Annotated in this window: 13 protein-coding genes; 8 read left to right on the top strand and 5 right to left on the bottom strand. The window is 68.7% G+C overall.

What is annotated here, in order from left to right; genetic code table 11:
- The first annotated feature begins 41 nt into the window (after window positions 1–41).
- Window positions 42–1,514 (top strand): 2-oxoglutarate dehydrogenase, E2 component, dihydrolipoamide succinyltransferase, encoded by a 1,473-nt coding sequence (gene sucB / locus ABD736_RS02530; RefSeq protein ID WP_344790164.1) that lies wholly within the window; start codon window positions 42–44, stop codon window positions 1,512–1,514.
- 8 nt (window positions 1,515–1,522) lie between these two features.
- Here sucB and ABD736_RS02535 read toward each other — a convergent pair whose 3' ends face one another.
- Window positions 1,523–2,770, bottom strand: a complete 1,248-nt coding sequence (locus tag ABD736_RS02535; protein WP_344790165.1) for a hypothetical protein — start codon at window positions 2,768–2,770, stop codon at window positions 1,523–1,525.
- Window positions 2,771–2,925: 155 nt separating this feature from the next.
- On the opposite strand from ABD736_RS02535, the gene lipB reads away from it, so the two are divergent.
- Genes lipB through ABD736_RS02550 form a run of 3 tightly spaced genes read left to right on the top strand, consistent with a single transcriptional unit; the run spans window position 2,926 to window position 5,308 of the window.
- Entirely contained in the window at window positions 2,926–3,609 is a 684-nt protein-coding gene (gene lipB, locus ABD736_RS02540) for a lipoyl(octanoyl) transferase LipB (RefSeq protein WP_344790166.1), read from the top strand.
- Window positions 3,606–4,574 carry a lipoyl synthase gene (gene lipA / locus ABD736_RS02545; protein ID WP_344790167.1) on the top strand — a complete coding sequence of 323 codons (969 nt, stop codon included), beginning with the start codon at window positions 3,606–3,608 and terminating at the stop codon, window positions 4,572–4,574. Before lipB ends, lipA begins: the two co-directional genes overlap by 4 nt.
- Before the next feature lie 23 nt (window positions 4,575–4,597).
- A complete protein-coding gene (locus ABD736_RS02550) occupies window positions 4,598–5,308 on the top strand; it encodes a DUF4191 domain-containing protein (RefSeq protein WP_344790168.1) in 711 nt (236 codons plus the stop codon).
- Between the two features lie 75 nt (window positions 5,309–5,383).
- On the opposite strand, the gene ABD736_RS02555 is transcribed toward ABD736_RS02550, so the two are convergent.
- Window positions 5,384–5,797, bottom strand: a complete 414-nt coding sequence (locus ABD736_RS02555) for an RDD family protein (protein ID WP_344790169.1) — start codon at window positions 5,795–5,797, stop codon at window positions 5,384–5,386.
- Between the two features lie 138 nt (window positions 5,798–5,935).
- Here ABD736_RS02555 and glnA (ABD736_RS02560) point away from each other — a divergent pair, with 138 nt between their 5' ends.
- Entirely contained in the window at window positions 5,936–7,360 is a 1,425-nt protein-coding gene (gene glnA / locus ABD736_RS02560; protein ID WP_344790170.1) for a type I glutamate--ammonia ligase, read from the top strand.
- Between the two features lie 51 nt (window positions 7,361–7,411).
- On the opposite strand, the gene ABD736_RS02565 is transcribed toward glnA (ABD736_RS02560), so the two are convergent.
- Together ABD736_RS02565 and glnA (ABD736_RS02570) are read right to left on the bottom strand one after the other, a co-directional pair.
- On the bottom strand, window positions 7,412–10,402 hold the full coding sequence (locus ABD736_RS02565; RefSeq protein WP_344790171.1) for a bifunctional [glutamine synthetase] adenylyltransferase/[glutamine synthetase]-adenylyl-L-tyrosine phosphorylase: 2,991 nt from the start codon (window positions 10,400–10,402) through the stop codon (window positions 7,412–7,414).
- A 21-nt stretch (window positions 10,403–10,423) separates the two neighbouring features.
- Window positions 10,424–11,761 (bottom strand): type I glutamate--ammonia ligase, encoded by a 1,338-nt coding sequence (gene glnA / locus ABD736_RS02570; RefSeq protein WP_344790172.1) that lies wholly within the window; start codon window positions 11,759–11,761, stop codon window positions 10,424–10,426.
- Window positions 11,762–11,853: 92 nt separating this feature from the next.
- Between glnA (ABD736_RS02570) and panB the strand changes: the two genes are divergently transcribed.
- Window positions 11,854–12,687, top strand: coding sequence for a 3-methyl-2-oxobutanoate hydroxymethyltransferase (gene panB / locus ABD736_RS02575; protein WP_344792193.1), 834 nt, complete (start codon window positions 11,854–11,856; stop codon window positions 12,685–12,687).
- A gap of 53 nt (window positions 12,688–12,740) precedes the next feature.
- Here panB and ABD736_RS02580 read toward each other — a convergent pair whose 3' ends face one another.
- Window positions 12,741–12,941 carry an SPOR domain-containing protein gene (locus tag ABD736_RS02580; RefSeq protein WP_344790173.1) on the bottom strand — a complete coding sequence of 67 codons (201 nt, stop codon included), beginning with the start codon at window positions 12,939–12,941 and terminating at the stop codon, window positions 12,741–12,743.
- 12 nt (window positions 12,942–12,953) lie between these two features.
- Between ABD736_RS02580 and map the strand changes: the two genes are divergently transcribed.
- Window positions 12,954–13,820 carry a type I methionyl aminopeptidase gene (gene map, locus ABD736_RS02585; RefSeq protein WP_344790174.1) on the top strand — a complete coding sequence of 289 codons (867 nt, stop codon included), beginning with the start codon at window positions 12,954–12,956 and terminating at the stop codon, window positions 13,818–13,820.
- Window positions 13,821–13,841: 21 nt separating this feature from the next.
- Window positions 13,842–14,633, top strand: coding sequence for a polyphosphate--glucose phosphotransferase (gene ppgK, locus ABD736_RS02590; protein WP_344790175.1), 792 nt, complete (start codon window positions 13,842–13,844; stop codon window positions 14,631–14,633).
- The last annotated feature ends 2 nt before the right edge of the window (window positions 14,634–14,635 follow it).

The following is a 14,635-nucleotide window of genomic DNA, read 5'->3' on the forward strand; positions in this document are numbered from 1 at the left end:
AATAAGCTAGTTCTCAACTGAAGGTCTAAGGAGACAGTCTCATGAGCGAATCCGTCAGCCTCCCGGCACTCGGCGAGAGTGTTACAGAAGGCACGGTTACCCGCTGGCTCAAGAACGTCGGCGACCGCGTCGAAGTCGATGAGCCCCTGCTGGAGGTGTCGACCGACAAAGTCGACACCGAGATCCCCTCGCCGGTTGCCGGTGTGATCGAGGCGATCCTCGTGCAGGAGGACGAGACCGTCGAGGTCGGAACCCCTCTCGTGACGATCGGCGACGGCAGCGGAGCCGCCGCTCCCGCTGAGGCCCCTGAGGCGCCCGCAGCCGAGGCACAGCCGGTCGCCGCCCCTGAGCCGGCACCCGCGCCGGCCGCTGAGCAGCCCGCGGCCCAGCCGGAGCCTGAGCAGCCGGCGCAGCCCGCACCCGCAGCACAGCCCGAGCCGGCGCCTGCGCCTGCACCCGCACCTGCAGCTCCGGCGGCGCAGCCCGCAGCTCCCGAACCTGCGCCGGCCCCGGCACCCGCCGCGCAGCCGGCCGCTCCGGCCGCTCCGGCCCCGGCACCCGCCGCGCAGCCGGCCGCTCCGGCCCCGGCACCCGCAGCGGGCGGCTCGCACGCCGGCGGCGGCTACGTCACCCCCATCGTCCGCAAGATTGCGAGCGAGCAGGGTGTCGACCTGAACTCGATCTCGGGCACCGGCGTCGGCGGTCGCATTCGCAAGGAGGACGTGCTGAATGCCGCCTCCGGTGCAAGCGCCCCCGCGGCGGCGGCACCTGCAGCCCCGGCTCCGCTCGAGGTTTCGCCGCTGCGCGGTACCTCGGTCGCCGCGTCGCGCCTCACGAAGGTCATGTCTCAGCGCGCGGTCGAGTCCATGCAGCAGACCGCTCAGCTGACCACCGTCGTCAAGGTCGACGTCACCAAGGTCGCCGCCCTGCGCGACAAGGTCAAGGCCGACTTCCAGGCCAAGACCGGCAACAAGCTCTCGTTCCTGCCCTTCTTCGCGAAGGCCGCGCTCGAGGCTCTGCAGGTCTACCCGATCATCAACTCGACGTTCGACGGCGAGACCATCAACTACCCCGCCACCGAGAACCTCGCGATCGCGGTCGACACCGACCGTGGCCTGCTCACCCCGGTCATCAAGGACGCGAGCTCGCTCGACATCGCCGGACTCGCCGCGCAGATCGCCGACCTCGCGGGCCGCACCCGTGAGAACAAGCTGAAGCCGGACGAGCTCGCCGGTGGCACCTTCACGCTGACCAACACCGGCTCGCGCGGCGCGCTGTTCGACACCCCCGTCGTCTTCCTGCCGCAGTCGGCGATCCTCGGAACGGGCATCGTCGTCAAGGAGCCGACGGTGATCACCGTGGACGGCCAGGACGTCATCGCCATCCGCTCGATCGTGTACCTCGCCCTGTCGTACGACCACCGTACGATCGCGGGAGCCGACGCGGCCCGCTACCTCGGTGCCGTCAAGGCGCGGCTCGAGGAGGCGGCGTTCGAGGGCGACCTCGGCATCTAGCCTCCGGCTCAGTTCTCATAGAGCTGCCTCAGCCTCCACCCGGCCTCGGTCCTCATCATGAGGGCCGAGGCCGGTGCCGTTTCCCGGTCCTTCGGGGTCAGCGCGATCAGCGCCGAGTCACCGGTGCGCTCGAGCAGGGAGGGCGCGAGCCCGGCAAGCGGTCGCGCAGGCTGCGTGAGGTCGGATGCCTGACCGTCGGCGACCGCGGCGAGGCAGCTCTTCCCCGCCTCCACTGCCAGCTTCAGGCACGCATCGCGCCGCGCGACCAGAACCGCCACGGCCGCCACCGGGTCGCCGCCCATCAGTGCCGCATCGCTCGCGGCTGTGGGAGACGGCGTCGCTGCGGCCGTCGCGGCCGGCACCGGCGCCGACGGGGGCTGAGCACCCGGCTGCACCGAGCCCCCGTCGGACGTGTGGCTCGGCAGCAGCGCCACGGCCACGATCGTCAGTCCGGCCGCAATGGCGAGACCGATCATGAACACCCGTGCCCGCCCCTGCACTCTGCCCGCTGCGGCCCGAAGCCGGGCCCGCGCCTCTGCCACGGGCCTCGCCAGCAGCGCGCTGGGGCCCGCGTCGAAGGCCTCGATGAGCATCGAGCTGCTCGGCCGCCGATGCGCGGCTGTGCGGCGCCGCTCTGCAAGCGGCGACTGCGCCGGCGCGCTCGGAGGCGCGACCACGCCATCGAGTCGCACGGGCTCCGGCTCGGCAAGCTCGAACAGCGCGCTCTCGAGTCGCTCGATCGCCTGCTCGCTCTCGCCTGCGGTCAGCGTCGCGAGCGCCAACCCCAGCCCGACGTGAGCCGGGCCGAGCGCACCGGCCGCCCGACCATGCGCCACGAGCCCCAGGCGATCGGCGAGGGCCGCGACCGCGCGCCAGTCTTCCGCCGGCCCCTGCGTACCTGTCAGAACGATCTCGGCGACCTCGTCGAGGCCGAGCAGCATGGGCGTGCCAGCGTCGTCGAACGCAACGAGCTCTGCGCCGAGTTGCACCCCGCAGTAGCCGGCGTTGTGCAGCGCGGTGACGGCACGCACCGCGCTGATCACGATCGTCACGGCCTCGCCGGGAGGCAGGCGCCGACGCGCGCCGAGCAACTCGGCCAGCGTAGGTCCGGCGACGTCTTCCAGCACGAGCTCGCGTCGCCGCCCCAGCAGCGTCACGTCGAGCACCCTCGGCAGGTGCTCGCTCGAGGCGGCGAGCAGAGCGGCCGCACGACGACCGAACGCGGCCGGGGAAAGCTCTGCGGTGGCATCCGTCATGCCCCTCATCCTGACGACCGCCACCGTCTTGGGAACGCGGGCCGACCATCAGAAGTGGATAACTCGGCAACCTCACGTCCTGTGCTGTGCGAGTGCACCCGTGACATAGGCTGGCAGGACAATTTCAGATCACCGACGACGGGAAACCCTTCGAAATGATCGAGTACCGCGTCACGGGACTAAGCGCCAATTCCGTGCCGTATCTCGAAGCCCTCGAACTCCAGCGTGAGACCCACGCTGCCGTGGTTCGCGGGTCGGCGCCCGACACCCTGCTGCTCCTCGAGCACCCCTCCGTCTTCACGGCGGGCAAACGCACCGAGGCCTCTGAGCGGCCCACCGACGGCACGCCCGTCATCGACGTCGATCGCGGCGGGAAGATCACCTGGCACGGCCCTGGCCAGCTCGTCGGCTACCCGATCATGCGCCTCAAAGAGCCTGTCGACGTGGTCGCGTTCGTGCGCAGGCTCGAGCAGTTGATGATCGACGTCATCGCCGAGTTCGGCGTCGAGGGACACCGCGTCGACGGTCGCAGCGGCGTCTGGGTGAACCAGATGACGGATGCCGGCGATCCGGCCCCCGACGCCAAGATCGGCGCCATCGGGCTGCGCGTCGCCGAGGGCGTGACGATGCACGGCTTCGCGCTGAACTGCTCGAACAGCCTCGACGCCTACGAGCAGATCGTGGCGTGTGGAATCCGCGACGCCGGCGTCACGACGATCACGCGCGAGCTCGCCCGACGCGGCGACCAGAGCGTCATCGACCCGACTGCGGTCGTTCCGGTGCTCACGCGCGCGTTTGACGCACTGTTCGCCGACGAGCCTCAGGCGGTGCCCGCATGACGGTCACCAACATCTCCAACGGCGGCGGCCCCGCGCACGACACGAGCGGCCGCAAACTGCTGCGCCTCGAGGTGCGCAACGCGCAGACGCCCATCGAGAAGAAGCCCGAGTGGATCAAGACCCGGGCCAAGATGGGCCCCGAGTACCGCCAACTGCAGAACCTCGTCACGACCGAGCAGCTGCACACCGTCTGCCAGGAAGCGGGCTGCCCCAACATCTTCGAGTGCTGGGAAGACCGCGAGGCCACGTTCCTCATCGGCGGCTCGGCCTGCACCCGTCGCTGCGACTTCTGCCAGATCGACACGGGCAAGCCGGCCGACTACGACCGCGACGAGCCGCGTCGCGTGGCGGAATCCATCGCGCAGATGGAGCTGCGCTACGCGACCGTCACCGGTGTCGCACGCGACGATCTCGACGACGAGGGCTCCTGGCTCTACGCCGAGACCATCCGCGAGATCCACCGCCAGGCACCCGGCGTCGGCGTCGAGATCCTCGTGCCCGACTTCTCGGGGAATCCGCGCCACCTGAACGAGGTCTTCAGCGCGCAGCCCGAGGTCTTCGCGCACAACGTCGAGACGGTGCCCCGCATCTTCAAGCGCATCCGCCCCGCGTTCCGCTACGAGCGCTCGCTCGACGTGCTCACGCAGGCGAAGAACGCCGGGATGATCACGAAGTCGAACCTGATCCTCGGCATGGGCGAAGAGCCCGACGAGGTGCTGCGCGCCCTCGAGGACCTGCACAACGCAGGTACCGATCTGATCACGATCACGCAGTACCTGCGCCCCAGCCCCCGGCACCTCCCGGTGGCCCGCTGGGTGCACCCCGAGGAGTTCGTGGACTTCGAGCAGGCAGCGCGCGAGATCGGATTCCTGGGCGTGATGTCCGGCCCGCTGGTGCGCTCGTCGTACCGCGCAGGACGGCTCTGGGCGCAGGCCCGCGACGCCCTCGCGCAGCGGATCGCGTGAGTCGGTTCGGGTAATCTCTAGCCATGGCCCGAACTAGCTCCACCGCCGCACCTTCGAGCGCCGAACCCGGTCGCATGCGGCAGATGTGGGACGTCTTCAAGATGACCCGCAAGTACGACAAGCAGGCACTTCCGCTCATGATCGGCGGCTTCGTGCTGCCCATCGTCATCGGCGTCGTTCTCGCCCTCGTGCTCAGCAACGGCATCATCTCGCGGGTGCTCTGGATCGTCGCCGGCGTACTCGGCGGTGTGCTGCTCGCGACCGTGATCCTCGGCCGCCGCGCCGAGGGCGCCGCGTACTCGCAGATCAGCGGTCAGCCCGGTGCCGTGGGCGCTGTGCTGCGCTCGTCGCTCAAGCGCGGCTGGCGCGGCAGCGAGATGCCCGTCGCCGTCAACAGCAAGACCCGCGACGCGATCTACCGCGCCGTCGGCCGCGGCGGCGTCGTGCTCATCAGCGAGGGCCCGAAGTCGCGCACGGGCCGGATGCTTGACGAGGAGCGCCGCAAGGTGGCCCGCACCGTTCCGAACGTCACGGTCACGACCATCAACGTCGGCCCGGACCCCGACTCGGTGCCCCTGCGCAAGGTCGCCGGAACGCTGACGAAGATCAAGCCGACCCTGACGAAGACCGAGGTGCAGGCTGTTGACAACCGCCTCTCGTCGCTGCAGGCACCGTTGCCCATCCCGAAGGGCGTCGACCCCAACCGAGTGCGCGCGCCGCGTCAGCCGCGCTAGACGCGCAGCCGGATGCTTCGCGAGGGCCCCGCTTCGGCGGGGCCTTTCGCATCCGCGGTTCCGCGTGCTCTCGGTTCAGGCGCGGACGAGAACGGTGCCGGCGATCTTGTCGTGGAACCCTCGGTGATCCGAGTCCCACACGAGCGCCGGGATCACGATGCCGAGCAGCACACTGCGCACGATGGGGCGCCAGAACGCGGGCTGCGAGCCGGGAAGTGCCGAGAGCCTCAAGCCCACGATGCGGTGTCCGATGGAGCCGCCGATCGTCCAGATCGCGATGATCTGCAGCGCGACGAAGATCGGGTAGCGCGACCAGTCGTTGACCTGGTGCGTGATGAGCCACGAGATCCCGACGGTGATGAACCAGTCGATGAAGAGCGCGAGGATGCGTCGGCCGAGCCGCCCCACCGAGCCCCGGCCCTGCTCTGGAAGCCCGAGCCGCTCCCCCGGGAAGTTGCTCGGTGCAGCATCCGTCACTCGCTCACTCACGCGTCAATCCTAGGAAGCCGGGGCTGATAGCCTGCCACGTAACAGGCCGGAAACATTTGCGTCACTGCAGAGAAACGGCCTGCCCATACCCTGCAAACGGGCCGCCCCGCGCCCTACCGTCAGCCTTTTGGAGCTTGAATGTTCAAGGATTCATCCGAGGTGCTGAAGTTCATCAAGGACGAAGACGTCAAGTTCCTTGATATCCGCTTCACCGACCTCCCCGGTGTGCAGCAGCACTTCAACATCCCCGCATCGACCGTCGACGAGGACTTCTTCACCGTCGGCCAGCTGTTCGATGGCTCGTCGATTCGCGGGTTCGCGAACATCCATGAGTCCGACATGCAGCTCATCCCTGACGTGACGACGGCGTACCTTGACCCGTTCCGCGCCGAGAAGACGCTGATCATGGTCTTCGACATCTACAACCCGCGCAACGGCGAGATCTACTCGAAGGACCCGCGCCAGGTCGCCAAGAAGGCAGAGAAGTACCTCGCCTCGACCGGCATCGCCGACACCGCCTACTTCGCGCCCGAGGCCGAGTTCTACATCTTCGACGACGTCCGCTACGAGGTGAAGCAGAACGGGGCGTTCTATGAGGTCGACTCCGAAGAGGGCGCCTGGAACACCGGCCGCCGCGAAGAGGGCGGAAACCTCGGCAACAAGACGCCGTACAAGGGCGGCTACTTCCCCGTCTCGCCGGTCGACAAGCAGGCCGACCTGCGCGACGACATCTCGCTCAAGCTGATCGACGCGGGCCTCGTCCTCGAGCGCGCGCACCACGAGGTCGGCACCGGCGGCCAGGCCGAGATCAACTACCGCTTCGACACGATGGTCCACGCGGCAGACGACATCCTGAAGTTCAAATACATCGTCAAGAACACGGCCGAGCTGTGGGGCAAGACCGCTACGTTCATGCCGAAGCCGCTGTTCGGCGACAACGGCTCGGGCATGCACACCCACCAGTCGCTGTGGAACGGCAGCCAGCCGCTGTTCTACGACGAGGCCGGCTACGGCGGCCTGTCGGACATCGCCCGCTGGTACATCGGCGGCATCCTGCGTCACGCCCCGGCGATCCTGGCCTTCACCAACCCGACGGTGAACTCGTACCACCGCCTGGTGCCGGGCTTCGAGGCTCCCGTCAACCTGGTCTACTCGGCGGGCAACCGCTCGGCGGCCATCCGTATCCCGATCACGGGCACCAACCCGAAGGCGAAGCGCATCGAGTTCCGTGCACCCGACGCCTCGGGCAACCCGTACCTCGCCTTCGCGGCGCAGCTCATGGCGGGCCTCGACGGCATCCAGAACCGCATCGAGCCGCACGAGCCGGTCGACAAGGACCTCTACGAGCTGCCCCCGGAGGAGGCGAAGACGATCCCGCAGGTGCCGGGCTCGCTCGACGCCGTTCTCGACGCGCTCGAGGCCGACCACGAGTTCCTCACCAAGGGTGGCGTGTTCACCGAGGAGCTCATCGAGACCTGGATCGAGTACAAGCGCGAGAAGGAGCTCAAGCCCCTCGCTCAGCGCCCGCACCCGTTCGAGTACGAGCTGTACTTCGGCGTGTGATCTCGCTGCACCCGTGAGAAGGGCCTCTGCTTCGGCAGGGGCCCTTCCCCGTTAGGAGCTCGCGCCGTAGAAGCCGCGCTCGAAAACCGCGCGCGCGCGCCGGGTGACCGCGAGGTATTCCTCTTCAAGGCGGCTCGCCGAGCGCGGCGGGTACCCCATCAGCCGCGCGACCCCGTCGAGCTGTACCCGATCGGAAGGCAGGACGTCAGAGGTCTTCGCGGTCCACAGCGTCATGGCGCTGCGGGCGCGAGACGCGAACACCCACGCGGACCGCAGCAGCTCGGCATCCGCCTCGCTCACCAGGTCGGCCTCGACAGCCGCCTGGAGCGCGGCGAGCGTCGACGTGGTGCGCAGCGCAGGAAGGCGGGCGGCGTGCCGCAGCTGGATCAGCTGCACGAACCATTCGACGTCGGACAGCGAGCCGCGCCCGAGCTTCAGATGCCGCGCAGGGTCGGCAGCCTGCGGCAGTCGCTCGGACTCGACGCGCGCCTTGATGCGACGCACCTCGCGGATCTCGGCCGGGCCGATCGATGCGGGGTAGCGGGTCTGGTCGGCGAGCTTCTCGAAGTCGGCGATCAGCGCGGCGTCACCCGCGGCGCCGCGGCCGCGCAGCAGCGCCTGCGCCTCCCACGTGAGGGACCAGCGGGCGTAGTAGGCGGCGTATGCCTCGAGCGAGCGCGCCACGGGGCCGTTGCGACCTTCCGGCCGCAAGTCGAGGTCGAGGTCGAACGGCAGCTTCGGGTCCTCGCTGAGCCGCTTGAGCTCTGCGGCGATGCGCAAAGCGGCGGCGCTGCCCGACTCGCCGCCCGGCGGCACCCGGAAGACGTACATCACGTCGGCGTCGGACCCGAACCCGAGCTCGCGGCCGCCGAAGCGCCCCATCGCGATGATCGCGAACTCGAAGCCCTCGGGCTCGGAGTCGCGGTGCTCGCGGCGCACGGCGGCCAGGAGCGTCTGCAGGTAGACGTCGGTGATGTCGCTGAGCCCCCGCGAGACCTCGTCGATCGAGACGACGCCGAGGATGCCGCCGATGGCGAGCCGCAGCACGCCGCGCCGGCGCGCCCAGACCATCGCGTTGGCCACGGATTCCGCGTCGTCGTGGCGCGCGAGCACCGCGTCCCGCTCCTCCTCCATGACCGCTCGTGGCCGTGGGCGCAGGTCATCGTCCGAGTCGAGCCAGGCGACCGACTCCGGCAGCGAGCCGAGCAGCTCGCCGACATAGCGGGAGCCCGAGAGCAGGCGGGTGAGCCTGTTCGCCGCGCCTGAGGAGTCGCGCAGCATCCTGAGGAACCAGTGGTGGTCGCCGAGGTCGTCGGACAGGCGGCGGAAGGTCAGCAGGCCGTAGTCAGGGTCCGCCCCCTCGCTGAACCACTGCAGCATCACGGGCAGCAGAGTGCGCTGGATCGTCGCCGCACGCGAGACGCCTTCGGTCAGAGCCGCGATGTGCGCGAGGGCGCCGCGCGGGTCGCGGAAGCCGATCGCCGCGAGCCGCGCTTGAGCCTGCTCGGGCGACAGCGCCCGCTCCCCCATGAGCACGGCCTCGGTGGGAAGAGCCGCGACCGCCGACAGCAGCGGCCGGTAGAACAGCCGCTCGTGCAGGCCGCGCACCCGCCGCTTGATGTCCGCCCAGCGGTGCGCCAGCTCTGGGGCGCTGCCGGCGAGACCTGTCGCGCGGGCGAGCACGCGCTGCGCGTCCTCGTCCTGCGGCATGAGGTGCGTGCGACGCAGCCGGGCGAGTTGCAGCCGGTGCTCCATGAGCCGTAGCGTGCGGTAGTCATTCGCGAACTCGGCCCCCGCATCGCGGCCGACATAGCCGCCCGCGACCAGCGCGGCCAGCGCGGGCAGCGTCGCCGATTGATGAACGGATGCATCGACATGCCCGTGCACGAGCTGAAGCAGCTGCACCGTGAACTCGATGTCGCGCAGCCCACCGGGGCCGAGCTTGAGCTCCCAGTCGACCTCGCCTGGGACGATGTGCTCGACGACGCGCTCGCGCATGCGCTGCACCGACTCGACGAAGCCGTCGCGCTCCGAGCTCTTCCACACCTGGGGCAGCAGGGCGGTGGTGTACCGCTCCCCCAGGGCAAGGTCGCCTGCGAGCGGGCGCGCTTTGAGCAGCGCCTGGAATTCCCACGTCTTCGCCCACCGGTCGTAGTACGCGAGGTGCGAGTCGAGCGAGCGAACCAGCGCGCCGTCTTTGCCCTCTGGACGCAGATTCGCGTCGACCTGCCACAGGCCGGGCTCGACGGCCGGGGCATCCGTGCCCCTCATCGTCAGAATCGCGAGCCGTGTCGCGACGTCCACCGAGCCCTCTGAGACGAAGATGACGTCGACGTCGCTGACGTAATTGAGTTCGCGCGCGCCGGCCTTGCCCATGCCGATGATCGCCAGCCCTGTCGCTGCGACCTGCTCGGCCGGGTACTTGCCCGGCCCCTTGCCGATCGTGCTCGCGCGGGCGACGGCGAGGGATGCCTCGATTGCGGCACCGGCAAGATCCGAAAGGCAGGCGGCGACCGCGTCCAGGCCGGCCACCGGGTCGGCCTGCTCGAGGTCGAAACTGGCCAGCTGCAGCAGGCGCCTTCGATAGCGGCGCCGAAACGCGTTCCAGCCGTCTTCTTCCACGAGGGTCGCGATGGGCACGGATGACTGCGCATCGGCGCCGACCGACTCGAGCAGATCGGCGCGCAGCTCGGCTGCCGGCGGCGGCGCGGTGACGGGGGCATCGAGCGCGGCGAGCTTCTCGGGGTGCCGCATGAGGAACTCGTGCAGCCCTTCGCTCGCGCCCACGACGCGCGCGACGCGCATGGCGGTGGTGGCGTCGGTCAGATGCAGGCGCGTCTGTTCGGGCGCGCGGCGCGCCAGCGCGAGCAGACGCTCAAGGGCAGCATCGGGGTCGGCTGCCACCCGGAACAGCTCGAGAGCCTCATCGGGCCGGGCGTCGAAGAGCTCCTGGAACTCGGCGAGGCGAGCGCGCACCGCCGACAGTTCGCGGAATCCGGCGCGCGCGAGCGCGGTCAGCGAGAGCGGCTCGTCGACGCGCATGGAACCTCGGAGCCTTTCTGGCTAGAGCAGTTCGAGGTTGCTGCGCAGCTCCCACGGTGTGACCTGGGCGCGGTAGCCGATCCACTCCTGGCGCTTGTTGCGCAGCACGTTCTCGTACACCTGCTCGCCGAGCGTCTCGGTGACGAGCTCGGAGCCCTCCATGAGGCGGATGGCCGCCTCGAGGTTCGACGGCAGCGCCTCGTAGCCGAGGGCCTTGCGCTCGGCGTCGGTCAGGGACCAGACATCCTCTGTGGCCTCCGGCGGAAGGTCGTAGTCCTCCTGCACGCCCTTGAGCCCAGCGGCGAGCAGCAGCGAGTACGCGAGGTACGGGTTCGCCGCGGAGTCGATTGCGCGGTACTCGACGCGCGCGCTCTGACCCTTGTTGGGCTTGTAGAGCGGAACGCGCACCAGCGCAGAGCGGTTGTTGTGACCCCAGCTGACGTAGCTCGGCGCCTCGTCACCCGACCACAGGCGCTTGTACGAGTTCACGAACTGGTTCGTCACCGCGGCGATCTCAGGCGCGTGGCGCAGCACGCCGGCGATGAACTTCCGCGCGGTCTTCGACAGCTGGTACTGCGCACCCGCCTCGTAGAAGGCGTTCGTGTCGCCCTCGAAGAGCGACATGTGGGTGTGCATGCCGCTGCCGGGGTGCCCGGCGAGGGGCTTCGGCATGAAGGTCGCGTAGACGCCCTGCTCGATCGCGACCTCTTTGACGACCGTGCGGAACGTCATGATGTTGTCCGCGGTCGTCAGCGCGTCGGCGTAACGCAGGTCGATCTCGTTCTGGCCCGGGCCGGCCTCGTGGTGGCTGAATTCGACGGAGATGCCGAGGTCCTCAAGCATCCGCACCGCACGACGACGGAAGTCGTGCGCCGTGCCCCCGGGCACGTTGTCGAAGTAGCCGGCCGCGTCGACGGGCTCGGGGCCGCCCTCGCCGAAGCGCGCGGACTTGAGCAGGTAGAACTCGATCTCGGGGTGGGTGTAGAACGTGAAGCCCGCCTCGGCCGCCTTCTCGAGCGTGCGCTTGAGCACGTTGCGCGGGTCGGCGACGGCCGGCTCGCCGTCGGGCGTCGTGATGTCGCAGAACATGCGCGCGGTCGGGTCGATCTCGCCACGCCAGGGCAGGATCTGGAACGTCGTCGGGTCGGGGTGGGCGAGCAGATCGGATTCGTAGGCGCGCGTCAGGCCTTCGATCGCGGAGCCGTCGAAACCGAGCCCCTCCGTGAACGCGCCCTCGACCTCGGCCGGCGCGAGTGCGACCGACTTGAGCGTGCCGACGACGTCGGTGAACCATAGGCGGACGAACTTGACGCCGCGCTCCTCGATGGTGCGCAGAACGAAGTCCCGCTGCTTGTCCATGGACATAGGGTCCCTTCCCTTCCGTCCTCAGGCTAGTGGATGCCGCTACCTAGACTTGAGCTATGACACAGGAGAACTCCGCGTCGTCTGCCATGCGCGAAGAAGCGCCATACGGCGGTGCCACTCAGAACCTCAAGCGAGTGCGCACCCGCCACTTCGCCAACGCGAAGAAGAACGGCATCAAGATCACGGGCCTGACGAGCTACGACCAGCTCACGGCGCGCATCTTCGACGAGGCCGGCATCGACTTCCTGCTCGTCGGCGACTCGGCTGGCAACAACGTGTTCGGCTACGAGACGACGCTGCCCGTCACCGTCGACGAGCTCATTCCGCTGGTGCGCGCGGTGGCCGGTGCCGCATCCCGCGCGTTCGTGATCGCAGACATGCCGTTCGGCTCATATGAGGCGAACACCAGGGATGCCGTGCACACCGCGATCCGCATGATGAAAGAGACCGGCGCTCATGCCGTGAAGCTCGAGGGAGGCATCCGCTCGGCCGATCAGATCCGTCACATCGTCGATGCGGGCATCCCGGTGATGGCGCACATCGGGTTCACGCCGCAGAGCGAGCACCAGCTCGGCGGCCACGTCATCCAGGGCCGCGGCGCCGGCGAAGATCAGCTGCTGGCCGATGCCAAAGCCGTCGAAGAGGCAGGGGCGTTCGCCGTCGTGCTCGAGATGGTGCCGGCGGATGCCGCGGCGAAGGTGACGGCGGCGCTGTCGATCCCGACCATCAGCGTCGGCGCGGGCCCGCACTGCGACGGGCAGCTGCTTGTGTGGACCGACTGGGCGGGGCTCACTCAGGGGCGCATCCCGAAGTTCGTCAAGCAGTACGCCCAGATCGGGCAGACCCTGCGCGACGCGGCGACCGCGTGGAAGTCGGACGTCGAGAACGGCGAGTACCCGGGGCCCGAGAACAGTTACTGATCGTTTCGAGACGCGCGCCTCGCAAGCCTCGCCGTGCTCCTCAACGAACGTGATCAGCGGTCCTCCGCGGCGTCTTCCTCAGCCCACTTGGCGCTGTTCTCACGCAGCTTGTCGAGCGCGTGCTCGGCCTCCTCGCGTGTGTTGAACGGCCCGATGCGCTGCAGCGCCGGGGAGACAAAGCCCTGCTCGACCGCGCCGGTCTTGTCGTTGTACCACCACTTCTTCTCGATACCGGGCTCCGGTGCATCGCTCATAAGCTTGATCGTATGCCCAAGGATTCCGCCGGTCACCTGACTCCTGGCCGCGTCTCGGCGCGCCTCTCGGTTCCCTCGGACATTCCCCGGCCGGAATACGTCGGCAAGCCGCTGCCCGAGAAGAACACGGCAGGCGACGTCTATACGCCCGACGAAGTCGAGCTCATCCGCGAATCCGGTCGCATCGCCGCGCAGGCGATCGAACTCGTCGGCCGGCACGCGAAGCCGGGCGTCACCACCGACGAGCTCGACCGCATCGGCCACGAGTTCCTTGTCGCAAACGGCGCCTACCCTTCGACGCTCGGCTACCGCGGCTACCCGAAGTCGATCTGCTCGTCCGTGAACGAGGTGATCTGCCACGGCATCCCCGATGACACGGTCCTCGAAGACGGTGACATCGTGAACATCGACATCACCGCGTTCAAGAACGGTTTCCACGGCGACAGCAACCAGACCTTCGTGGTCGGCGAGGCGAAGCAGGAGGTCGTCGACCTCATCGAGCGCACGCGCGAGGCGCTGAACCGCGGCATCAAGGCCGTTGCGCCCGGCCGGCAGGTGAACGTCATCGGGCGTGCGATCGAGGCATACGCGAAGCGCTTCGGCTATGGGGTCGTCCGTGACTTCACCGGCCACGGCGTCGGCCGCTCATTCCACTCGGGGCTGATCATCCCCCACTACGACTCGGCACCGATGTACGACACCGTCATGGAGCCCGGCATGGTCTTCACCATCGAGCCGATGCTGACGCTCGGCGGCATCGCATGGGATATGTGGGACGACGACTGGACCGTCACGACGCGCGACAAGTCGCTCACCGCGCAGTTCGAGCACACTCTCGTGGTCACGGAGCGCGGCGCCGAGGTGCTCACGCTTCCGTAATCGCTCCGATAATCTGTCGCCATGACGACCCACGCGAGCTCAGTCATCTCGGCCACATCAGGCACGACGACCGCGATCGGCATCGACATCGGAGGAACGGGCATCAAGGGCGGGGTCGTCGACCTCGCGACCGGTGCGCTCGTCACACCGCGCGTCAAGCTCTCGACGCCGGAGGGTGGCAAGCCCGACGACATCGCAGAGACCACGAAGCAGGTTCTCGACCAGCTCGAGGCCGACCCGCACCTGCCGATCGGCATCGACTTCCCTGCCGTCGTGCAGCACGGCAAGACGATGTCGGCGGCGAACGTCTCGAAGAAGTGGATCGGATTCGAGGCCGAGAAGTTCTTCGAAGAGAAGCTGGGCCGTCCGATCCTGTTCGTCAACGACGCGGACGCAGCCGGATTCGCCGAGACCGAGTACGGCGCAGCGAAGGGTCGCAAAGGCGTCGTCATGCTCACGACGCTCGGCACCGGTATCGGCTCCGCACTCATCGTCGACGGATTCCTCGTGCCCAACACCGAGCTCGGCCACCTCGAGATCGACGGTCACGACGCAGAGAAGAAGGCCGCGTTCTCGGCGAAGGAGCGCGAGGACCTCTCGTGGGAGAAGTGGGGCAAGCGCCTCACGAAGTACTACCAGGCGCTCGAGAAGCTCTTCTCGCCCGACCTCTTCATCGTGGGCGGCGGTGTCAGCAAGCACTTCGACGAGTGGGGCAAGTTCGTCGAGATCCACACCGAGATGATCCCGGCGCAATTCCTCAACAACGCGGGCATCCTCGGAGCCGCGGCGCTTGCCGCGAAGTCGAAGCCCTGAGC

The sequence above is a fragment of the Gryllotalpicola daejeonensis genome (assembly GCF_039538145.1).
Taxonomy (GTDB): domain Bacteria; phylum Actinomycetota; class Actinomycetes; order Actinomycetales; family Microbacteriaceae; genus Gryllotalpicola; species Gryllotalpicola daejeonensis.